This window comes from Alistipes sp. CAG:29, from assembly GCF_000435435.1.
In the GTDB taxonomy this organism is placed as follows: Bacteria; Bacteroidota; Bacteroidia; order Bacteroidales; family Rikenellaceae; genus Alistipes; species Alistipes onderdonkii.
Map to the genome: position 1 here is coordinate 1 of NZ_FR893438.1, position 23,265 is coordinate 23,265.

Annotated in this window: 11 protein-coding genes and 1 pseudogene; 6 read left to right on the forward strand and 6 right to left on the reverse strand. The window is 61.3% G+C overall.

Features of this window, described 5'->3' with window-relative positions; genetic code table 11:
* Nucleotides 1-979: 979 nt before the first annotated feature.
* The 6 genes and pseudogenes from QVP03_RS04340 to QVP03_RS04365 all read left to right on the forward strand — a co-directional run.
* Nucleotides 980-1,234, forward strand: a pseudogene (locus QVP03_RS04340) (HEPN domain-containing protein); the annotation flags it as partial.
* 460 nt (nucleotides 1,235-1,694) lie between these two features.
* On the forward strand, nucleotides 1,695-4,343 hold the full coding sequence (locus QVP03_RS04345; protein ID WP_022332359.1) for a glycoside hydrolase family 38 C-terminal domain-containing protein: 2,649 nt from the start codon (nucleotides 1,695-1,697) through the stop codon (nucleotides 4,341-4,343).
* Nucleotides 4,344-4,367: 24 nt separating this feature from the next.
* A complete protein-coding gene (locus QVP03_RS04350) occupies nucleotides 4,368-6,707 on the forward strand; it encodes a GH92 family glycosyl hydrolase (RefSeq protein ID WP_410511478.1) in 2,340 nt (779 codons plus the stop codon).
* Between the two features lie 50 nt (nucleotides 6,708-6,757).
* Entirely contained in the window at nucleotides 6,758-9,082 is a 2,325-nt protein-coding gene (locus QVP03_RS04355) for a GH92 family glycosyl hydrolase (protein WP_022332361.1), read from the forward strand.
* Nucleotides 9,083-9,111: 29 nt separating this feature from the next.
* Entirely contained in the window at nucleotides 9,112-11,271 is a 2,160-nt protein-coding gene (locus tag QVP03_RS04360; protein ID WP_022332362.1) for a GH92 family glycosyl hydrolase, read from the forward strand.
* Between the two features lie 34 nt (nucleotides 11,272-11,305).
* Nucleotides 11,306-12,685: an SGNH/GDSL hydrolase family protein gene (locus QVP03_RS04365; RefSeq protein ID WP_022332363.1), complete on the forward strand. Its 1,380-nt coding sequence runs from the start codon at nucleotides 11,306-11,308 to the stop codon at nucleotides 12,683-12,685.
* A 111-nt stretch (nucleotides 12,686-12,796) separates the two neighbouring features.
* Here the strand turns inward: QVP03_RS04365 and QVP03_RS04370 are convergent, their stop codons facing one another.
* From QVP03_RS04370 to QVP03_RS04395, 6 genes are all read right to left on the reverse strand, one after another.
* On the reverse strand, nucleotides 12,797-13,252 hold the full coding sequence (locus tag QVP03_RS04370; protein ID WP_330054255.1) for a sulfatase/phosphatase domain-containing protein: 456 nt from the start codon (nucleotides 13,250-13,252) through the stop codon (nucleotides 12,797-12,799).
* A gap of 174 nt (nucleotides 13,253-13,426) precedes the next feature.
* Nucleotides 13,427-14,734, reverse strand: a complete 1,308-nt coding sequence (locus tag QVP03_RS04375) for an MFS transporter (RefSeq protein ID WP_022332365.1) — start codon at nucleotides 14,732-14,734, stop codon at nucleotides 13,427-13,429.
* 108 nt (nucleotides 14,735-14,842) lie between these two features.
* Nucleotides 14,843-18,862 carry a two-component regulator propeller domain-containing protein gene (locus tag QVP03_RS04380; RefSeq protein ID WP_022332366.1) on the reverse strand — a complete coding sequence of 1,340 codons (4,020 nt, stop codon included), beginning with the start codon at nucleotides 18,860-18,862 and terminating at the stop codon, nucleotides 14,843-14,845.
* A gap of 226 nt (nucleotides 18,863-19,088) precedes the next feature.
* Nucleotides 19,089-21,068 carry a sialate O-acetylesterase gene (locus QVP03_RS04385; RefSeq protein WP_022332367.1) on the reverse strand — a complete coding sequence of 660 codons (1,980 nt, stop codon included), beginning with the start codon at nucleotides 21,066-21,068 and terminating at the stop codon, nucleotides 19,089-19,091.
* Nucleotides 21,069-21,080: 12 nt separating this feature from the next.
* The gene (locus tag QVP03_RS04390; protein WP_022332368.1) at nucleotides 21,081-21,800 is read right to left on the reverse strand and encodes a GDSL-type esterase/lipase family protein; all 720 of its coding nucleotides are present in this window, start codon (nucleotides 21,798-21,800) and stop codon (nucleotides 21,081-21,083) included.
* A gap of 31 nt (nucleotides 21,801-21,831) precedes the next feature.
* Nucleotides 21,832-23,265 carry a sialate O-acetylesterase gene (locus tag QVP03_RS04395; RefSeq protein ID WP_022332369.1) on the reverse strand — a complete coding sequence of 478 codons (1,434 nt, stop codon included), beginning with the start codon at nucleotides 23,263-23,265 and terminating at the stop codon, nucleotides 21,832-21,834.

Below are 23,265 nucleotides of genomic sequence, written 5' to 3' on the forward strand. Positions count from 1 at the left end.
ATATTGCCTTATGAAATTCGACGAATGGGCGTAACAATTTTGGGCGTATCAATTCACAGGAACGCAATAAACGTACCTTGCCGTTTGCTGAATGACGGCGTAAAGATATAACATTTCGGTTATAATCGTGGAATTGGCTGAATAGACCGAAAAAAAGAACAGCCGGATAAAAACCATGCCAAGTCAATCCATCTCGCCCGGCTGCTCCCGCAGGTACGCGCGCATACCTGTTTACCACCGAACCACGGCAGGCGCTTGCCGCCGGAACATACCGATTCCGTCCGTTCCCGGTTCGGGGGCGGATGCAATCCGCAGGTGCGGCGACAGTACGCAAGGACGGCAGGACGCCACGGGTTTCCATAAATTCAGGGGATGAATTTGAAGCTGGATTTTGCGCCCCGGACAGGCATAAAAAAGGGGCGCGGTGTCAACTTTCCATCGAAGGTCTTGGAGAAACCATTGCGCGGAAACTGTCCTGCGCCCTTGTCGTCCTGCTCGCAAAAAGCAAGCAGGACATAACAAGGACTGACAACCATTATACCGCGCTAAACATCTTCCGAAGAAGTCTCCAAGTTTTCGATGGTATAAAGGGTTGTTTACCCTTTATAGTTATGTCCGTCGGCTATGCCGAGTTGTGATAATTCCTTAAAGTTTGCAAGGAATTGTAAAGTTAAACAACGCGCTTTCGGAGGGCCATTATTTTTATGCGGATATTCTCACACAGGGTGTTGTACTTTACGATTCGGGGGAATACCAGTTAGCCACTCCGCGCGAACTGAATTTTTGCGAGATTGAGAAAAAGGCGCAAAAGTATTACGACAAGAAATTTGCGAGTGCAACGGATTTTTTATTCCATACTAAAATTGCGTATGATCGAAAAACTTATCCAATGACCTCTTTTATGTTGCACCAAGCGACTGAATATTTTATAAAGACTATCCCGTTGGTATTCGCTCTTTAGGGTCATAAGGAACATGACCTTGAATTTCTGATTGAGAAATGCAAGATTTACACAATGGAATTGGCAAAAGTCTTTCTCCGCGACACACCGGAAGAAAAACGCCTGTTCGAACTTTTAAGAAGCGCTTACGTCGAAGCCCGGTATAACGATGATTTCGTCGTCACCAAAGAGGATATCGACGCGCTTATGCCGAAAGTCGAACTGCTCCGCGACGTTGTGGAAAATGTTTGCCGGAAACAATTCGACTACTACAAACAGAAAATAGCCCAATAAACGAAACCGCCCTGCCCCTCAAACCCGAACAATAGAAATAACAGTTATCCAAAATAAGATTTACGACATCCGGACAAAGCGGCAAAAATCATCTTTGCCGCTTGCTTTTACCGAACAAGGTGTGGCCACGCTGTCCGCACTATTGCGGCAAACATACAAATTAACAAAAGAAAACAACACGCCACAAACGGGCCACAAACAGGCCGGGGCAGCATCCCGGACACAAAACCGGACAAAAACCACGGCGGAAGGCCGGTCGGCGGATTTCAATCCGGTTTACCAAAACGGCCGGGATCCGAGCGCATAAACCGCTGTTTATAAACACCTTTCCAAAAAAGTATATTTACTTTACCTCTAACATACCCGGGATATAATCCCGGGTTACATTTTTATTAAGTTACTTTGTAAAAGTGGAATTACGCAATGTTCCGAAACCTACAAACCAAACTTAAATACGACCATGGACTCATTTTACAACGGGTTTGCATCCGTCTGCAAGGCAGCCCGGACGATTTTCGGAAGGACAGGGGATATGCGGCACGGCACATCGTACCGCCGGAAGCCGAAAGTCATAACGGCGCTGTGCCTGGCCCTGCTCCTGCTCGCATCGGGCACCCCCGTCCGCTCCCAGCAACGGGTTTATTTCGTCGACGGATACCACGGGGGCGTCTACGGCCACTACCCGGTCGCCTGGAAAACCCGCTTCATCACCGACCAGATGGCCGCGCATCCCGAATGGAGGATCGGGCTGGAGATCGAACCCGAGACGTGGGACACCGTCGAGGTGCGTACGCCGGCCGACTACGCCCGCTTCAAGGCGATCGCCGCCGACAGGCGCGTCGAATTCACCAACCCGTCCTATGCCCAGCCCTACTGCTACAACATCTCGGGCGAAAGCATCATCCGGCAGTTCGGATACGGCATGCGGAAGATCCGCAGTCATTTCCCCGACGTGGAGTTCGTCACCTACTCCGTCGAGGAGCCGTGCTTCACCAGCTGCCTGCCGCAAATCCTGAAACTCTACGGGTTCAAATACGCCTCCCTGAAATGTCCGAATACCTGCTGGGGCGGGTACACGGCGCCCTACGGCGGCGAACTGGTCAACTGGGTCGGCCCCGACGGCAGTTCGATCCTCACTTCGCCGCGCCACGCCTGCGAAGAGCTCCAGAAAAACTCGGTATGGCAGACCACGGCATGGGGCAATGAGAAGGAGTACCTCGACGCCTGCATCGCATACGGCATCGCCCACCCCGTGGGGATGTGCTACCAGGATGCGGGATGGAAATACGGCCCCTGGATCGGGTCAGGCGACAGCATCCGCAACAACTCGGTCTACGTCACGTGGCGGGAGTATTTCGAACGGGTGACCGACGGCAGGAGCTCCGACGACTACCGCATGCCGCAGGAAGATGTCCGCGTAAGCCTCATGTGGGGCAGCCAGGTCTTGCAGCGCATCGCGCAGCAGGTGCGCGAATCGGAGAACAAGCTCGTCATGGCCGAAAAGGCAGGGGTCATCGCCAACCTCGTGAACGGCTACCGCTACGGGCAGGCAACGCTCGACGAGGGCTGGCGGACGCTGATGCTCGCCCAGCACCACGACTCGTGGATCGTACCTTACAACGGGCTCAACAGGCAGGGGACATGGGCGCAGCACATCCGCCGCTGGACGGCCGCCACCGACTCGCTGTGCGACGGGGTGATCGCCAAGGCGCTGCAAAGCTTCGCGGCACCGGGCGGCGACGGCCAGACAACCTACCTGCGCGTCTGCAACACGCTCGGCAGCCCCCGCCGCGAAACGGTGTCGGCGACGCTGCCCGAAGGCCTCGGCGACGGGGAGCTGGCAGTGACAAATGCCAAAGGCAAACGGGTTCCGCACGCCATCGTCCCGACGGCGGGCGGGCGGCGGCTCCTGTTCGAAGCCTCCGTCCCGGCATTCGGTTACACGACCTACACTGTAAAAAAGACATCCGGCAACGCGGCCGCGGCCGCACCCCGCCAGATAGGGGCGGACGAATACATCCTCGAGAACGACATGTACCGGATCGTAATCGACCCTGCACGGGGAGGCACCATCACGAGCCTCGTCGCAAAAAAGGAGGGCGGGAAGGAATTCGCCGACCCGCAGCACCGGTTCGCATTCGGCGAGTTGCGGGGATTCTTCTACGACCAGGGGCAGTTCCACTCCTCGGCACAGTCCCCGGCCACCGTGACCGTACTCTGCGACAACGAGCTGGAAAAGAGCGTCCGCATAAGCGGCCGGATCGACACGCACCCCTTCACGCAGACGATCACGCTCCGCAAGGGCGAACGGAAGATCGGTTTCGACCTGAAGATCGACTGGCAGCACAATGTCGGCATCGGGGCATTCCGCCAGAAGGACGGCTTCAACAACAACCACAGGGCATTCTACGACGACCGTTTCAACCTCAACATCCTCTTCCCGGCCGCCCTCGACGCCCCCGCGCTGTATAAGGACGCACCTTTCGACGTCTGCAAAAGCACGCTGGAAAACACCCACTTCACCACCTGGGACAACATCAAGCACAACGTCATCCTGCACTGGGTAGACCTCGCGGAGCGGGACGGCGGCTACGGCTTGGCGCTCCTCTCCGACCACACGACTTCCTATTCCTACGGCGCAGACGCCCCGCTGGGACTTACGGTGCAATACTCCGGCAACGGGCTCTGGGGGCGCGACTACCCCATCGACGGCCCGACGCACATCCGGTTCGCCGTCGTACCCCACCGCAGGGCATGGGACGCCGCAGGCATCCAGGAGGAGAACCGGCGCTGGAACGAACCGCTGCTCTGCACGTTTGCGGCGCAGGCCGCCGCGGACGAAGCCTCGCTGATCGACGCGACGGGCACGGGCTATGAGATTTCGGCCGCCTACCTCGACAGGGAGCAGATCGTCGTGCGCCTGTTCAACGCCGACGGCGACGGCACCCCGCAGAAAATCAGGTTCGCCTTCCCGCTTTCGAAGGTCGAGCAGACCGACCTGAACGGGAACGCGACGGCCGCCTGCGCCATCCGCAAGCGGGGCGGCGTATCGGAAATCGAGGTGGCGATGCCCCGCTTCGGACTGAAAACCCTTCGACTGACAAAATAAGACCAAGCCATGCACTACCGCAACATTCCCAAGACCTTACTCTTCCTCTTATTATGCTGCCCGTCCATGGGGCTCACCGGCTGCTCCGCGGTCGTGCAGGGCGACACGGGCAGCTTCTCGCCGGCCGACTACGTGAACCCCTTCATCGGGGCGAGCACCAGCACGAGCGCCGCGGGCGTCTACCACGGGCTGGGCAAGACCTTCCCCGGGGCGACGACTCCCTACGGCATGGTGCAGGTCAGCCCCAACACCATCACGGGCGAGGACAACAGCCCCGGGTACAGCTACGAGCACACGACCATCGAAGGGTTCGCCTTCACGCAGATGAGCGGCGTGGGCTGGTTCGGCGACCTGGGCAACCTGCTGGTCATGCCGACGACCGGCCCGCTGCAAAAGATCGCGGGCAGGGAGGACGGCTCGATCGGGGGTTACCGTTCCCATTACGACAAGGCCACGGAAACCGCGCGCGCGGGGTATTACAGCGCCCTGCTGACCGACTACGGCATCCGTGCCGAAAGTTCGGCGACCCCGCACTGCGGCATCCTGCGCTTCACCTTTCCCGAGGGCGAACAGTCGCGCATCCAGATCGACCTGGCGCGCCGCGTCGGCGGCACGGCCGAGCGGCAATACATCGAGGTGGTGGACAAGCACACCATCGCCGGGTGGATGAAATGCACCCCCGCCACGGGCGGCTGGGGCAACGGCGAGGGACAGGCCGACTATACGGTCTATTTCTACGCGCAGGTGGACAAGCCGATGGAAAACTACGGGTTCTGGAGCGCCGACATCCCCGACGACTGGGTACGCAAGCGCGACGAGGTGGTCAGCGTCCCCTACCTGCAGCGCGTAGCCGCGGCGCCCGTCGTCACGGGCATCGACCGCATCGAAGGCAGGCACATCGGTTTCTACACCGAATTCGGGACGCGGCAGGACGAGCAGGTCATCCTTCGTGCGGGCATCTCGTTCGTCGACATGGAGGGCGCCCGGAAGAATTTCGAGGCGGAGATCGCCGGCAAGGCGTTCGACCAGGTTGCCCGCGAGGCGCGCGAGCTGTGGAACCGGGAGCTGGCGCGCATCCGCATCGACGGGGGCAGCGACCGGCAAAAGACGATCTTCTACACGGCGCTCTACCACACGATGATCGACCCCCGCATCTACACCGACGCCGACGGGCGCTACCCGGGAGCGGACGGCAGGATCCATACCACGGGAGGCAGGTTCACCAAACGCACGATCTTCAGCGGCTGGGACGTGTTCCGCAGCCAGATGCCGTTGCAGACCATCATCAACCCGCAGCTGGTCAGCGACCTGGTGAACTCGCTCGTCACGATGGCCGACGAGAGCGGGCGCCACTATTTCGAGCGCTGGGAGATCGTCAACGCCTACTCGGGCTGCATGCTGGGCAACCCGGCGCTGTCGGTACTGGCCGACGCCTATGCCAAGGGCATCCGCAGCTACGACGTCGAGAAGGCCTACCGCTATGCCGTGAACTCCTCGAAGCGTTTCGGCAACGACCCGCTGGGCTACACCCCCTCGGAACTGTGCATTTCGCACACGCTCGAATACGCCTATACCGACTGGTGCATCTCGCGCCTGGCCACGCAGCTGGGCAAGCGGGAAGACGCCGCCCTCTACGCCGCCAAAGGGCAGGCCTACCGCAATATCTTCGACCGGGAGAAGGGGTGGTTCCGCCCGCGCCGCGCCGACGGAGGGTGGGAGCCGTGGCCCGGGAACGCCCGCACCACCGAGTGGTACGGCTGCATCGAGTCGAACCCCTATCAGCAGGGATGGTTCGTGCCGCACGACGTCGAGGGCATGGTATCGCTCATGGGCGGGCGCGAAGCCGTCCTGCGCGACCTCACGGAGTTCTTCGACAAAACTCCGTCGGACATGCTTTGGAACGACTACTACAACCACGCCAACGAACCCGTCCACCTCGTGCCGTTCCTCTTCAACCGGCTCGGGCAGCCGTGGCAGACCCAGAAATGGACGCGCCATATCTGCGAAAAGGCCTACGCCGACAAGGTCGAGGGGATCGTGGGCAACGAGGACGCCGGACAGATGTCGGCCTGGTACGTGCTCGCGGCCGCGGGCCTGCATCCCGCCTGCCCGGGCGACACGCGGATGGAGATCACCAGCCCCGTCTTCGACCGCATCGAACTGCGCCTCGACCCGGCCTACGCACCGGGCGGGACATTCACCGTCGTGGCGCACGGGAACAGCCCCTCGAACGTCTACATACAGCGGGCGGTGCTCAACGGCAGGGAGCACACGGCATCCCACATCGACTTCGCCGACATTGCGGCCGGAGGGACGCTCGAACTCTACATGGGCGACACCCCCAACACCCGGTGGGGCATATAGGCAACAACAGAACGAACCTAATCATATCATTAATAACAGACGACAAACCTATGGAAAACACCGTCAACAAAGACCGCAGCCGGCTGCGGTCATCGCTCAGGCGGATCGCCGCGGCAGGCCTCTTCGGCCTCTGCTCGCTGTCGGCCGCCTTCGCGCAGAAACAGGACTACGTGCAATACGTGAACACGCTGCAGGGCACCGACTCGAAATTCGAACTGAGCTACGGCAACACTTACGCCACGACCGGCATGCCCTACGGGATGCACACCTGGGGCGCACAGACCGGCCCCAACGGCGAAGGCTGGAAATACCAGTACTCGGTCGACAAGATCCGCGGATTCCAACAGGCGCACCAGTGCAGCCCGTGGATGAGCGACTATGCGGTCTATTCGCTCATGCCCGAGGTCGGGGAGCTAGTCGTAAACGAGGACGCGCGTGCGTCGAAATTCAGCCACGCCAACGAGATCGCCAAACCGCACTATTACCGGGTGACGCTCGACAACGGCATCACCACCGAAATGGCACCCACCACGCGCGGCGTGCACCTGCGCTTCACCTACCCCCGGAAAGGCGACGCCTACCTGGTGCTGGACGGCTATTTCGCCATGAGCGGAATGAAGATCGACCCCGCCAAACGGCAGATCTCGGGGTGGGTGAACAACCAGCGTTTCGTCAACCACCCCGAAACCTTCCGCAACTATTTCGTCATCCAGTTCGACCGGCCGTTCGAGGAGTACGGGCTCTGGGAGAACGAGCATGACGAACGCTTCCCGGGCATGACCGAGGGCGAAGGCAAGGGCTACGGGGCCTACGTGCGCTTCAAGGCCGGCACCAAAGTGCAGGCCAAGGCCGCCTCGTCCTACATCAGCCCCGAGCAGGCGCTGCTCACGCTCGACCGCGAACTGGGCGCCGACAAGAACCTCGAAGCGACCCGAAAGCGCGGCGCCGAGACGTGGAACGCCCTGCTGGGCCGCATCGCGGTCGAAGGCGGCACCGACGAGGAGATCCGCACCTTCTATTCGTGCCTGTTCCGCGCCAACCTCTTCTCGCGCAAGTTCTACGAACGCGACGCCGAGGGCAACCCCTACTATTACAGCCCCTACGACGGCAAGGTACACGCCGGCTACATGTATACCGACAACGGTTTCTGGGATACGTTCCGTTCGCAGTTCCCGCTGACCAACATCCTGCACCCGACGATGCAGGGACGCTACATGAACGCCCTGCTGGCGGCACAGGAGCAGTGCGGCTGGCTGCCATCGTGGTCGGCGCCCGGCGAGACGGGCGGCATGATCGGCAACCACGCCATTTCGCTGCTGACCGACGCATGGGCCAAAGGCATCCGCACGTTCGACCCCCAAAAGGCGCTGGAAGCCTACGCCAAGGAGGCGATGAACAAAGGCCCGTGGGGCGGTGCCAACGGCCGCGCGGGATGGAAGGAGTACTGGCAGCTGGGATACGTCTCCTACCCCGAGTCGATGGGCTCGACGGCACAGACGCTCGAATACGCCTACGACGATTTCTGCGGCTACCAGCTGGCGCGCATGACCGGCAACAAGTTCTACGAGGAGATCTTCTCGCGCGTGATGTATAACTACCGCAACGTCTTCGACAAGGAGTCGGGCTTCATGCGCGGCCGCCTCAAGGACGGCAGCTGGCTCGCACCCTTCGACCCCTACGAGTGGGGCGGCCCCTACTGCGAAGGCAACGCCTGGCACTATAACTGGTCGGTATTCCACGACGTGCAGGGGCTCATCAACCTCTACGGCAGCGACGAAGCGTTCACCGCCAAGATCGACTCGGTATTCACCGTGCCGAACGTCATCCGTCCGGGCACCTACGGCGGCATGATCCACGAGATGAAGGAGATGGAACTGGCCGGCATGGGGCAATACGCCCACGGCAACCAGCCCATCCAGCATATGATCTACCTGTACAGCTACGCCGGCCAGCCGTGGAAGACCCAATACTGGTCGCGGCAGATCACCGGGCGGCTCTACAACTCCTCGGAGCGCGGCTATCCGGGCGACGAAGACCAGGGCGGCATGTCCTCGTGGTATATTTTGAGTTCGCTGGGCATTTACAGCGTCTGCCCCGGCACCGACCAGTACGTATTGGGCAGCCCCGTATTCCGCAAGGCGACCATCACGATGGAGGACGGCCGGAAGTTCGTCATCGAGGCCGACGGTAACTCGCAGCAGAACGTCTATATCCAGTCCGCGACGCTCAACGGCAAGCCGCTCGACAAGAATTACATCACCTACAAGGACATCGCCGACGGCGGCGTCATGCGCCTGGTAATGGGCCCCGAGCCCAACAAGGAACGCGGCACGGGCAAGGATGCGGCTCCCTTCTCGCTTTCCAGACCAGAATGAACCGATCGACAACCGAAATTCCGAAGGACATGTTCAAATCCCTGAAAACAATATCCCTGTCGCTGGCGGCCCTCTTACTCGGGGCCAGCAGCGCCTGCGGGCAGCAAAGCGACAGCTACGCGCACAAGGTCAACACGCTGATCGGCACCCGGGGCGTGGGGCTGACCTCGGGTTACCTCTATCCCGGGGCGACCTACCCGTTCGGCATGGTACAGTTCACGCCGACCTATTTCGCCAAGCGGGGCGGGTTCGTCATCAACCAGTTGAGCGGCGGCGGGTGCAGCCACATGGGTAATTTCCCGACCTTCCCCGTAACGGGGAAACTCGACTCTTCGCCCGAAAACATCCTCGACTACCGGGTCGGCATCTGCGGCGAACAGGGCCATGCCGGCTACTACGAAGCCACCGTGCAGGAGGCGGTCAAGGCGCGGCTCACCGTCACCGAGCGCACGGGCATGGCCCGCTATGAATACCCCGCGGGAGAGGCGTTCGGCACCGTGATCATCGGCGCGGGCATCGCCGCCACGCCGATCGAACAGGCCGCCGTCGTCATCACCGGCCCCAACAGCTGCGAGGGCTATGCCGAAGGCGGCAACTTCTGCGGCGTACGCACCCCGTACAAGGTCTACTTCGTCGCCGAGTTCGACGCGCGGGCCGTCACGACAGGCATCTGGAAAGAGGATCGGCTCACCCCCGGCGGACGTTTCGCCGAGGGGAGCGAATCGGGCGTCTACTTCACGTTCGACCTCACCGAGAACCGCAACGTACAGTACAAGATCGGCGTTTCGTACGTCTCGGTGGAGAACGCCCGCGCAAACCTCGCGGCCGAAAACGCCGGGTGGGATTTCGCGGCCGTGCAGCACGCCGCCGAACGGAGGTGGAACGACTACCTGGGGCTGATCGAGGCCGAAGGCACCAACCCCGACCGCACGACCCAGTTCTACACGCACCTCTACCGCGTATTGATCCACCCCAACGTATGCAGCGACGTGAACGGCGAGTACATGGGCGCCGATTTCCGGGTGCACCGAAGCCGTTCGAAGCAGTACACCTCGTTCAGCAACTGGGATACCTACCGCACGCAGATCCAGCTGCTCTCGATGCTGGCGCCCGACGTGGCGTCCGACGTGGTACTCTCGCACCAGCATTTCGCCGAGCAGTCGGGCGGCGCCTTTCCCCGCTGGGTGATGGCCAACATCGAGACCGGCATCATGCAGGGCGACCCCACGCCGATCCTGATCGCAAACGCCTGGGCGTTCGGCGCACAGGACTACGACCCCTTCCCGCTGTTCCAGATCATGCGCAGGAACGCCGAGGTGCCGGGTGCCAAATCGCAGGACGTGGAGGAGCGCCCGGGCTTGAAACAATACCTCGAAAAGGGGTACTACAACGCTTCGGAGCAGCTCGAATACACCTCGTCGGACTTCTCCATCGGGCAGTTCGCGCTGCACGCCTGCGGCGACGAATTCGCCAGCTGGCGCTATTTCCACTACGCCCGCTCGTGGAAAAACCTCTACAACCCCCAGACCGGCTGGCTGCAGTCGCGCAATGCCGACGGGTCGTGGAAACCGCTCGGCGAAGACTGGCGCGAATCGACCTATAAAAACTATTTCTGGATGGTGCCCTACGACCTGGCGGGGCTGATCGAAACGATGGGCGGCAAGGCCGCGGCCGAAAAGCGGCTCGACGAATTCTTCGTGCGCCTCGACGCGGGGTACAACGACCCGTGGTTCGCCTCGGGCAACGAGCCGAGCTTCCATATCCCGTGGGTCTACAACTGGCTCGGACGGCCGGACAAGACCTCGAAGGTCATCAACCGCATCCTCAACGAGCAGTACACGAGCGCCCCCGACGGGCTGCCGGGCAACGACGACCTGGGCACGATGGGAGCCTGGTACGTCTTCGCATGCACGGGGCTCTACCCCATGATCCCGGGCGTAGGCGGCTTCACGCTCAGCACCCCGGTCTTCGACAAGGTGGTCATCCACCTCAAGCACGGCGACATCACCATCACCGGGGGCTCGGAGAAACGAATCTACACCACGGCGCTCAAACTCGACGGGAAACCCTACGGCAGCACATGGATCGGCTGGGATGCGCTCCGCAACGGCGCGACGCTGGAATATACGACCTCGGCCAAACCGTCCGGGAACTGGGGCCGGACACAACTGCCGCCCTCGTACGAATAAATCGGCTCACCAAAACACAACAAACCGCATAACCATGAAAAGAATCCTTCTATCCCTTGCGGCGGCGCTCTGCATGTGCGCTTCCGCCGCGGCGCAGACCGTAGCGCCGTTCAAGGACGGCGACCGCGCCGTATTCCTCGGCAACAGCATCACCGACGGCGGCCACTACCACTCCTACATCTGGCTCTATTACATGACCCGCTTCCCGTACATGGATTTGCGGGTGATGAACGCCGGCATCGGCGGCGAGACCGCAGGCGACATGTACAAGCGCCTGGACGGCGACGTTCTCAGCAAACGCCCCACGGTGCTGACCGTGACCTTCGGCATGAACGACACGGGCTACATGGAATACAACGGCGACGATGCCGGGGCATTCGGCGAAAAGAAATACCGGGAGTGCTACGACAACTTCAAGAAGATGGAGAAGCGCCTGCAAACCCTCGACGGCGTGCGGGTCGTGATGCTCGGGGGTTCGCCCTACGACGAAACGGCCCAAATCGAGAACAACGCCCCGCTGCGGGGCAAGAACGCCGTGATGGATCGCGTCGTCGGGTTCCAGAAGGAGTCGGCCGCAGCCAACGGCTGGGAGTTCGTGGATTTCAGCGCCCCGATGGTCGAAATCGGCCGGCGCGTGCAGGCCGGACAACCTTCGTTCTCGCTGTCGATGGGCGACCGCATCCACCCGGACAACGACGGACACATGGTGATGGCCTACCTCTACCTCAAGGCACAGGGCTTTGCCGGCAGGGAGGTGGCCGACGTGCAAATCGACGCGGCGAAGGCGAAGGTTCTCAAGGCTGGCAACTGCGAAATCACCGGCCTGCGCAGAAACGGCCGCGAAATCTCGTTCGACTACCTGGCCGAAGCCCTGCCCTACCCGCTCGACACCTTAACGCACGGGATGGGATCCAAGCGCAGCCAGGCCGAGGCCACGAAGCTGGTTCCCTTCATCGAGGAGATGAACCGCGAAATGCTGACCGTCAAGGGGCTGAAAGGCGACTACACGCTTTACATCGACGGCGAGCGGATCGGCACCTGGAGCGGCAAACAGCTGGGCGAAGGCATCAACCTCGCGGAGCTGCAGACGCCGCAGTACCGGCAGGCGATGGAGGTGATGCACCTAAACGAATACCGCTGGGAAATCGAACGCAACTTCCGCGACTACGCCTGGGTGCAGTACGATTTCTTTCAGAACAAGGGGCTGCTCGACGCCAACGACGCACATGCCGTGAGCGTGCTCGACGCGGAAAAAGGAAAGAACATCTGGCTCCAGATCCACCGCGAAAACTACGCCAAGCTCATGCTCCCGCATGTCCGCGAGGCACGCGCGCAGCAGATGGAACTGCTCGTGGAGACCATCTACGAGATCAACAAGCCGCAGACGCGCAAGGTCGTACTGCGCCCGAACTGATCCGGGCAGGCTGCAAACAAGTGAAGGGGAGGCCGATGCGGCCTCCCCTTGTTTTATCCGGATGCTCCCCGGCGGCGTGCATCCGCCTCACGACCGAGGGCGGGGCGGGATTTACTCCTTGTCCTTCCCCAGCGAAGCCTCGTAGGCCCTGCGCAGCGCGAGCAGCTCCTGCGCCTTTTCGGGGTACCTGTCGATCAGGTTCTCCGATTCGGTGCGGTCGATCTTCAGGTTGGTCAGGTACAGCCCTTCGAGCGTCTTGTTCCTGTCGTTGGGCAACACGTCGATCGCATTGCAGATCAGCTTCCAGTCGCCCCGGCGCACGGCCCACTGCCTCTCGAAATCGAAGTGCAGCACGTCGTGCGGCGAAGCTTCGGCTCCGTCGCGGATCAGCGGCACGATGCCCACCCCGTCGACATCGATCCCCGAGGCATCCAGCCCGCACAGGTCGAGCAGCGTCGGGAACCAGTCGATATTCATCGCCACCTGCTCCCGGATCTCCCCTGCCGGAAGGTGCCCCGGCCAGCAACAAGCCGCCGGTACCCAGCATGAGTTGTCTCCTATCCATATCGGTCAATTTTTAAAGTAAGGCAAACCGGAGCCGCTCCGCGGCGGCAGCATTCCCGATACGGGCGGGGCCGCCATACCGGGGGCACAGGCCGGGCCTGTACCCTCCGGCAGCGACGGAGCCCCTCCGCATCGTCCCGGCCCGGGGCTGTCCCTCTTGCCCCCGAGCCGGGTATTCTATTCCGCCTCGGCCCTGTCGAGCGCCCGGATGATGTTCCGGGAGATGCCGATCGAGACGAGCTGGATGATCCCGATGATGAGCAGCGCATAGCGGATCGCAAAGGTATCCGACAGGCAGATCGTCAGGACGATGAACAGCCCGCACCCGAAGAAACGGCCGAGGTAAAGGGCGAATTCGTGGACGAAAATATAGGCGTAGGAGTTGCGGTTCTCCTTCCGGCTCACGTAGTCGATGACCCGCAACTGGATCGGGAAATAGCCCAGATCCATCAGCGGACGCCCCATCACCAGGCACAGCATGAAGACGATCGCGCCCGTTGCCGAATAGAGCACGGCATTGAACGCCCCGCCCAGTGCGAAGAGCAGCAGGCCCGAGGAGAAGATCAGCACCCGGTGCCTGGCCGAAGCGAAGCGCCCCAGCAGGTAGAGCAGCACGGCCGAGACGATGGCGCTGACCGATTGCAGCGTCCCGAGCGTGGATTCGTTCCCGACGAGCGTCATGACCAGCATCGACGGCGCCGTGACGATGTATCCCTGGGCGATCCCCTTCAGGACGGCAAGGCGCATCATCTTGTTCCACAGCACATCGAAGCGCAGATAGATGAACCGCTCCTTNNNGAATACGACCCGCTCCTTCGGGGGATTGGAGAACCTGCCGCGGAATACGACGGCCGAAGCGATGATCGTAAGCGCGAAAACGAAGAGGGTCACCAGTTTATAGGCCAGGTTGATATTTCCCCCGAGCCAGTTGTGGTCGGCCGTGGCGCCCAGGAACGCCCCGATCATACCGGGCACGACGACGCCGGCGACGGTGTTGAAGAAACTTTCCAGACCGTAGTAATAGTTGCGGTTGCCGTCGTCGGTGGAATTCAGGGCGAGAAAATCGCGGTTGGCCCAGAAAAAGCCGTACGATAGCCCCATGATAAGTCCCGCCACGACGATCCCGGCCAGGTCGAGCGTTTCGAGCGACATCATCACGGCCATCGAAACGCCGCTCAGCAGCATCCCGAACGAATAGAGGTGCGAAATCCGGATGCGGCGCATGAGAAAGCCGTTCACCAGGAAGGTGAGCGGGATGCCCGTGTAGACGGCCAGCTGGTAGCCCACCACATACGCCAGCTCCGAACTGTTGCGCATGATGTAAGTGCCGACAAAAAGTTCCACGACGGGGAGGACGAACGCATACAGCATGTTCGTCAGCAGGAGTATCCGCATGTTGAACGGATAGGTTCCGAAATGCCGGATTTCCGAGAAAGCCCTGCCGAGAATGCCGTTGCCCGAGGTCGAGACGGTTGTTTCTTTCATGTCAGTAGTTTAGTATTGCCTTGCAAAATTAAGCCCCCGGGGGCGTTGCAAGGTATACTATTGTAACCGAAACGTATCTTCACGCCGGGAAACGGCACTTTTGCCCGCTCAGCGCTCTTTTTCGCGCATCTCCCTGGGCGACATGTGGTATATTTTGGCGAACTCGCGGTAGAAGTAGGACTTGTTGTTGAAACCCGAGCAGAACATGATTTCCTGGATGGTCATATTGGTCGTCCGGAGCAGGTGCGTCGCATGGCTGATCTTCACCGAGCGGATATATTCGCTCGGCGTCATCTGCGTGATCTCGCGGATCTTGCGGTAGAGGCTCATGCGGCTCACGCACATCTTGTCGCACAGGAAATTCAGCGACAGGTTCTCGTCGGTCATGTTCTCCTCGATGATCCCGGCAAGCTGTACGATGAACTTCTTGTCGTCGGCGTCGATCGTATTCCCCTCGTAGACGTCCGACGAGGAGATCACGGAATTGTAGTAATCCCTCAGCGAGAGGCGGTTGTTGAGTATCTGGTGTACGACGGCCAGCAGGTGCTTGGGATGGAACGGCTTGGAGATATAGGCGTCGCCGCCCAGTTCGTAGCCGCGGATTTCCTGTTCGACATCGCTCTTGAAGGAGAGGAACACGAACGGAATATATTTGGTGATCTCGTTGCCCTTGAGGTATTTGAGCAATTCGAGCCCGTCCACGTTCGGCATACTGACATCGCTGATAATCAGGTCGGGGCGCTTGTGTTTGAGGATCTCGATGGCCTCCGTCCCGTCGGCGGCCTGGATGACGGAATATTCGTCGGAGAGTATCTCGGCGATCAGGTCGCGGATCTGCTTTTCGTCGTCCACCACCAGGATCGAGGCCCCCGCGGCACGCGACTCTCGGGCCTGCCCCGTCCGCATGTCCTCGACGTCGGGCAGCGGATAATCGGGCACACCCGTCTGCCCCGGTTCGGTCACCAGGTCGCGGCTCACCTCGGGCAGCGACAGGGTGAAGGTGGTATATTCGCCGGGGTTGCTGCTCACCGTAATATTTCCCGACAGCATGTCGGCCAGGCTCTTGGCGAGCGCCAGCCCGATGCCGTTGCGCATGACCTTGCCCTCGTTGGCCTGCCGTTCGAAATTGTCGAGTATCTCGAAGCGGTTGAAGACATTGCCGATGTCCTCGGGCTTGATACCCTTGCCCGAGTTCCTGACCCTCACGGTCGTACGGCCGGCCTCCGCACGCAGCGCGATGCTGATGTATCCGCCTGCGGGCGTATATTTATAGGCATTGGAAACCAGGTTGTAGAGGATTTTCTCCAGTGCCCCCTGGTCGCTCACGAGGATGACCTCCTGCGCCGGGAAGTCGATGCGCAGGTCGATGCGCCGCTGCTCGTTGACCTCGTTGAAATTGTCGGTGATGGTCGAAATCAGCTCCGTGACGTTGACCAGCACGTACCGGGGCGTGTAATGCCCGGTCTCGACCCGCCGGAACTCCATCAACTCGCCGATCAGGCGCTGCATACGCGCCGCATTGTTCTTCACGATGCGGACATGCTTGGCGACGTCGGGCGCGAGGCTGTAACTGTTGAGCAGCTGCTCGCCCGAACCGTAGATCAGCGTCAAAGGGGTGCAGAACTCGTGGGCGATGCTGGTGAAAAAGCGGAGTTTGGCCTCGTAGTTGTCGCTCTGCTGCTGCCGGCTCATCGACTCCATCAGCAGCCTGCGCCGCTGCTCGATCCGGTCGTTGACCACGAACCAGACGACGTACAGCACCACGAACGAGAGCAGCAGGTAGACCATATAGGCCCACACCGTGTTCCACCACGGCGGACGCACCCGGATATGCAGCGAAGCGGTATTGCCGCTCCAGATTTTGTCGCCGTTGGTACAGCGCACGCAGAATTCATAGGCTCCGGGCGGCACGTTGGTGAAGACCGCCGTGTTGTCGGTGCCGATATCCACCCAGTCGTCGTTGAACCCCTTGAGGATGTAGGCGTATTCGCAGTTGCCGTTGCGGATGTATTCCAGCGCGGAGAACTGGATGCTGAAAAAGTTTTCGCTGTGCGACAGGACGATCTCGCGGTCGGCACGGAATCCGGGCACGGGCGTCTGCTTGATCAGGAAATTGTTGAGCTGCACGGCCGGGGCATACGTCCGCACGCGGATGTCGCGGGGATCGAACCGGTTGAACCCGGCCACTCCGCCGAAGTACATCCTGCCGTCGCGCGAACGGTAATAGGCACCGTCGGAAAATTCGTTGCTCTGCAACTCCTCGTTGTTGTAATAGCTGATTATCCGGTTGTCGCCAGGGTTCAGCTGCGCCAGCCCCTTGTTGGTGCTGAGCCAAAGGTTGCCCGAGTCGTCCTCCAGGATACCGTGGATGGTGTTGTTCGGCAGCCCGTCCTTTTCGATATACCAGCGGAAACCGCCCCGTCCCCCTGCGGTGGGGCTAAGCCGGTTCAGACCGTAGCTCGTCCCGATCCAGAGCGTCGAGTCGCGCCCGGCGTAGAGCGACAGGATGTCGTTGCTGCTGATCGGATAATCGCCCGAGGAGGTCGTGTAATGGGTAAACTTGCCGCTGCGGGTGTCGAAGAGGTTCAACCCGCCACCGCGCGTTCCGACCCACAGCTTTCCGCCGCCGGCCGGGACGATCGCGAACACCGTATTGTTGCTCAGCGAGGTGGCGTCCTTCTTGTCGTTGACATAGACCCGCTGCCGCCTGATTTCGTAACGCCCGCCCGACTCGGCCAGCTGCAGCCCGATCAGCCCGTAGCCGTTCGTCCCGAGCCACACGCAGCCGTCCGACGGATCGCGGTAAATCGCATACACCGAACCGAAATAGGTGCCCGGGACGGGTTTGATGGACGAGATGCGCCCCGTGGCACACGAAAGCACATCGAGCCCGGCACCGTCGTGCCCGATGAACAGGTCGTCGCCGAATCCCCCGGCGAGGGCGTAGACGGAATTATTACCCAGTCCCCCGGATACGTCGTAGACCGCGCCCCGACTCCCGTCGGGACGCAACATGCCGATCCCGTTGCCTTTCGTGGCGACATAGACGTTCCCGCGGCTGTCCTCGCAGAAGGCGCGCACGGGGCAGTTCCTGTCGCCGAAAATCCGGCTGTTGGGAATCTTGTCGAACTGGATGCCGTCGTTGTATACCTGAAAGACGCCCTGCCCGTCGCTGCCGACCCACAGGATGTCCTGGCTGCCGTAGCAGAGCGAAAGGATGTTGATGTCGGGCATTTGCGACATCCGGTGGAACGTCCGCCCGGGCATGTCGCAGACATACATGTCCGGCGCCCCGGTCGCTATCAGCAGGTAATCGTCGCCGTATTGGGCGACAGCGCGTATCTCACGGGCCGGGGGGGGGAATTTGCCCACCGCCGCCAGCTCCCCGTCGCGGCGTTCGTAGCGGTAAATTTCCGCATCGGCCGTAACCAGGTAGAGCGCCGTCCGGCTGTCGAACACCGACTTGACCCCGCCTTCGGGGAAGAGCCCGACCTTTTCCCGCACCTCCATGCTCCCCGTCGCGGACAGCCCGTAACGAATCCGAACCAGCTCCTCCTGCACGGTATGCAGCAACAGGGTATTCTGCCCGCCGTAGTAAACGGCACGTATCTCCGAAGAGTTGAACTGCGGGACATTGAGTGCCGAAAGCCGGCCCAGCGCCTTGTCGTAGCAGGCGATGCCCCACCCCGTGGCGGCGCAGAAAATTGTGCCGTCGGCCGCGGCCGCGACCGAGAATACCTGCTCGGCCGTGGGGCCGTTGTCCTCGTAGCCGGGGTAGAAGCGTTCGATGCGGTCGTTTTCCACGTCGATGCGGTTGATCCCGTAGTCGGTGGCGACCCAGAGGATGCCCTTCGCCTCCTCGACGATGTTGCGGATGACGTTGTTCGAAATCGTATTCGCATTGTCCGGCGCGAACTTGTAAGTCCTGAAGCCGTAACCGTTGTAGGCATTCAGGCCGTCCCATGTCCCGAACCACATCATCAGGGTCGAATCCTGATAGATGCAGTTGACCGAACTGTTCGACAACCCGTCCGCGCTGGTCAGCGTATCGTACTTGAGGGAGGCCACGGCGGAAGGCACGGCAACCCAAACCGCCGCCAGCAACAGGAAAATCAACTTTTTCGACATAACGCTTCGCATGTTGTTACAAAGATATGTTTTTATCCGGAACCGCAAAATCACGCGGCAGGCCGTTTCCCGAAAAAAGCGGGAAGCCGGGGCGGATCATCCGCCCCGCCACAGAACGGGAAAGCCATGGCAGGGCGCGCCCTGCCATGACCCCGCGTATGTTCCGTCCGCGCAGCCCGCCTCCCTGCAGGCCGAATCCGGCCCGGAAACGGGGCGGACGGTTTCCTTAATAGCGTTTCGCGCCGTCCGTCCAGTCGTCGGTGCGGAACGGCCCGGCCGGAAGCCCGGCGCCGTTACTGAGGTTGCAGACCGGGTTGTTGGCCCAGGCATAGCGCACCCCGACGGGGAAACGCACCCCGTCCGAAGAGACGACGACCGTATTGCCTTCGATGACGGCCTTGGCGGCATGGAACTTATGGTCGGGGCCGGCGATATAGAACCCCCTGACGGGGCCGCCGTCGGAGGTCTTGAGCCCCTTGTCCGTGTGCGAAAAGTCGATGCGGATCGTGTTCCCCTCGATGCGGTAACCCTCGTATACGGGCCCCGAATAGGGAATCTGCTCACCATAGGTCAATGCCCGTGCCACGAGCGAGAGGCGCCGGCCGACCGCCGGTTTGTTTTTCGGATGGAGGTCGTCGCCGTCACCGACGTCGATGCACACGGCCAGCCCCGTGTTCTCAAGGCGGAGCGCATGTTTCTGCGCCTCGCGCAACTCGGCCCACTCCGACTCCTCGGGGCCTTCCTGTGCCTTCATGTAGTTGGGAAGCTGCACGATATAGAAGGGGAAGGCATACCCCCAGTGCTGCCGCCAGTCATGGATCATCAGCGGCAGCAGGTCGCGGTACTGCGCCGCGCGCGCCACGTTGGCCTCACCCTGGTACCAGATGGCGCCGCGGATGGCATAGTCCACGAGGGGGTTGATCATCGCATTGAAGAGGAACGTCGGGTAGTTGGGTTCGGTGGCGGTGTTGACCGGCATGTCGGGGGCGTCGCCCAGCCCCATCGAGACCTTGTATTTCCATTGCCCAGCCAGCGGGAGTTTCTCCGAGTCCGATTTGGCGAGGGCGATGCTGTTCGCATCGCCGAAGATGCCGCCCTTGCCGCCCGTATCCATCACACGCACGGCTACGGTCGCCTTGCCGGCCTTGACCAACGACGCGGGAATCTTATAGCTCCGGAAAGCCATGCAGCCCTCGGTATGCCCCACTTCGACGCCGTTGAAATAGGTGAAATCGTTGTCGTCTATGGCCGCAAGCGTGAGCGTCAGCTCCTTACCGGCCCAGCCGGCCGGGATCTCGACGTCCCTGCGCACCCACATAAAGCCGCTGAACCCGTCGAGGCCCTGATCCTGCACGAACCCCGGAACCGCGATCTCGCCCCACAACGAATCGTCGAACGAACTCTCGGCCCACACCGCTCGGCCGTCCTCGAACGCCATGTCGGCCTGCATCATCCGGAGGCGCCACTCGTCCATGTCGTCGTGGAACATCCTGTTACGCGCCTCCCGGGATTCGGGGATCTGCTTCACCTTCTCGACGCGGGGACGGAAATAGGGCATCTCGGACAGCGCTTCGGCGCTCGTCCACGACTCGGCGTACGTCCCGCCCCAGCACGACTCGATCAATCCGATGGGTATGCCCAGGTTTTTATAGAGTTCCTTGCCGAAGAAGTAACCCGTCGCCGAAAAGTCGGCGATGTGTTCGCCCGAGCACACCTGCCAGCCGCCGTGGCGAACCGAAGCCTCGCCGAGCGGCACCGGGCTGGTGGTGTTGTCGATATGCAGCAGGCGGATATTCCCGTAGGCATCGGCCTCCTTCATCTCCTGTTCGTAGTTCAGCACCCGGTCGGCAACGCGCATCTCCATGTTGGACTGCCCCGAACAGAGCCAGACCTCGCCGATCAATACGTTTTTCAGTTCGACGGGTTTGCCGTCCGAAACCGTGACCGTATAGGGGCCGCCGGCCACGGGGGTCGACACGCGCACCTCCCAGCCGCCCGATGCGGCGGCCGTCGCCGCGTAGGTCTTGCCGTCCCACGAAGTGGTGACTTTCACGGCCTTGCCGGGTTTGGCCCTGCCCCAGATTTTCACATCGCTCTGTTGCTGCAGCACCATGTTGTCGGTGAAGATCGCCGGGAGCGTGACCTTGGCGGAGAGCTGCAGGGGCAGCACGGCCGCCAGCAGGAAAAGTATTCGTTTGAGATTCATGACAGCTTCGGATTAGTAGACGAAATAGTTTTTGTCGGTACCGTTCACCTTGTTGATGGCCGACACGATGATCTTCTCCATGACCTTATAGCCCTCGCCGTTGGGATGGCATCCCTCGGGCGAATATTCCGGGAGCATGGCGTTGTCCTTGTCGGCCATCGCCGAGAAATAGTCGACATACTCCACGCCCTCGGCCGAGTCCGCATACTTCCTGAGCATCGCGTTGAGCTTAGGGATGATCTTCCCGGGCTCCACCTGCGGCCGCCAGTTGTAGCGCACGCACGGCGTGACGGAGCACAGCAGCACCTTTATCCCGTTGAAGCGTGCCAGCTCGCACATCGAAACGATGTTCTGGTAGGTATTTTCCAGGGCGATGTACCCGTTGTTCATCGCAATATCGTTCGTCCCGGCCATGATCGCCACGCACTGCGGGTGCAGTTCGATCACGTCCTGGCGGAAGCGCACCAGCATTTCCGACGAGGTCTGCCCGCCGATGCCGCGGCCCAGGAAGTTGTTTTTCTGAAAGAACTCCGGGTGCTGGTTGAACCACCCCTCGGTGATGGAGTTACCCATGAAAACCACGTCGGGGCGCACGTCGCCCAGCGTTTTGTTCACCTGGGCATAGGCCCTGAGCCCCGCCCAGTCCCGGTAGAGAAGGTCGGAATAGGCCTGGCCGAAAACAACGCCCGCCCCAAACAGGCAAAGCGCACATAACAAGATCAGTTTTTTCATTTCCGCAAAATATTAGATCGGTTCCACAAAGTTAAAAATTATCCGTCCGGAACGGCACTACGGGCTGCCCGAAGGCATCCCACAGGCAGCCGACGCTGCAATTCTTGAAATTATAGCGCAGGTACACGGGGCTGCCCACGTCGTAGTTCGAGACATAGAGCACCGTGGGGTCGGGGCGCCGGCGCACGGCCTTCGCGGGGCGGAACACCCCGTCGCTGCCGGCCAGTTCGAAGCCCTCGATCTCGCCCTTGACGAGGAACCCGCAGTCGCTGCCGTCGAAATGCACCCTCACGACACCGCCTTCGAGCACCTCCATCGACCTGAACCGCGGCCCGATGGTCTTGACCGCATCGCCGTAGCCGTAGTCCCGGCTCAGCGCCCAATAGGCCAGACGCCGCGCGATGGGCTCCTTCTGGCTGGGATGCACGTTCCACGTCTCGTAGTCGTAGACCAGGTCGTTGGTGCAAACCATACCCACGTTGTCGGTCATGTCCATCACCCGCGCCTGCTGCTCACGCACCAGCGCCTCGTTCACGTTCTGCTCGCCGTCCTCATGGGGTGCGATCTCGACGTAGTAGAACGGCTTGCGTTCGCCGCCCCACAACTCCCGCCAGTGGTCGATCATCGCCACCATCTTGTCGGCGTAACAGGTGCTGCGCCCGACATTCGAGCAGCCCTGATACCAGCAGAACCCCTTGATCGCAAAGTTATGCAACGGGTAAATCATCCCGTTGTAAAGGATTTCGACCGTATTCATGCCGCTCTGCCCCTCGCGCGTGGCGACCGACGCCGGGTCGAAATCGGCGAACCCGCGTTGCAGCGACGCCGGGAACCACGCTTCGATCCACGTGCCGCCGCAACTGCTGTTGATGATCCCCACGGGGACGTTCAGCGCCCGGCGGAGGTTGCGGCCGAACAGGTAGCCGATGGCGCTGAAGGTCTTGACGCTCCCGGGCGAGGCTTCGCACCAGGCACCCGTCACATCCTCCCGGGGACGAAGCCCGCCGTCGATTTTCACCGAGAAGAGCCGCACGTCGGGGTACTGCGCACTTTCGGCGATGATCTCCTGCGCATGTTCGATCGGGCAGTCGCGGCCTCCCTGCACGGGGATCTCCATGTTGGACTGCCCCGAACAGAGCCACACCTCGCCGATGAGGATATTCTTCAGCACGACGGGTTCGCCGTCACCGTCGCCGAGGGCGATGCTGCGCGGCTCGAACGAGGCGGCCGGGGTTGCGACCGTCACGCACCAGCGTCCCTTCTTGTCGGCCTGCGTCCGTACGGCGCCGCACCACGAGGGGGCGACACTGACTTCGGCCTCGGGCGCCGCCCAGCCCCAGACCTTTACGTTGCAGGACTGTTGCAGCACCATGTTGTCGCCCACGATGGCGGGCAGCTTGATTTTCGCTTCGGACGGCGTCCATGCCGCGCACAGCAGGAGCACCAGCGCACAAAACCTTCCCAT

What these genes read in the sequence shown, in the direction of transcription:
- QVP03_RS04390 (WP_022332368.1), bottom strand. Translation starts at nt 21,800, where the DNA reads ATGAAAAAACTGATCTTGTTATGTGCGCTTTGCCTGTTTGGGGCGGGC.
- QVP03_RS04360 (WP_022332362.1), top strand. Translation starts at nt 9,112, where the DNA reads ATGTTCAAATCCCTGAAAACAATATCCCTGTCGCTGGCGGCCCTCTTA.
- QVP03_RS04380 (WP_022332366.1), bottom strand. Translation starts at nt 18,862, where the DNA reads ATGTCGAAAAAGTTGATTTTCCTGTTGCTGGCGGCGGTTTGGGTTGCC.
- QVP03_RS04355 (WP_022332361.1), top strand. Translation starts at nt 6,758, where the DNA reads ATGGAAAACACCGTCAACAAAGACCGCAGCCGGCTGCGGTCATCGCTC.
- QVP03_RS04345 (WP_022332359.1), top strand. Translation starts at nt 1,695, where the DNA reads ATGGACTCATTTTACAACGGGTTTGCATCCGTCTGCAAGGCAGCCCGG.
- QVP03_RS04365 (WP_022332363.1), top strand. Translation starts at nt 11,306, where the DNA reads ATGAAAAGAATCCTTCTATCCCTTGCGGCGGCGCTCTGCATGTGCGCT.
- QVP03_RS04385 (WP_022332367.1), bottom strand. Translation starts at nt 21,068, where the DNA reads ATGAATCTCAAACGAATACTTTTCCTGCTGGCGGCCGTGCTGCCCCTG.
- QVP03_RS04395 (WP_022332369.1), bottom strand. Translation starts at nt 23,265, where the DNA reads ATGGGAAGGTTTTGTGCGCTGGTGCTCCTGCTGTGCGCGGCATGGACG.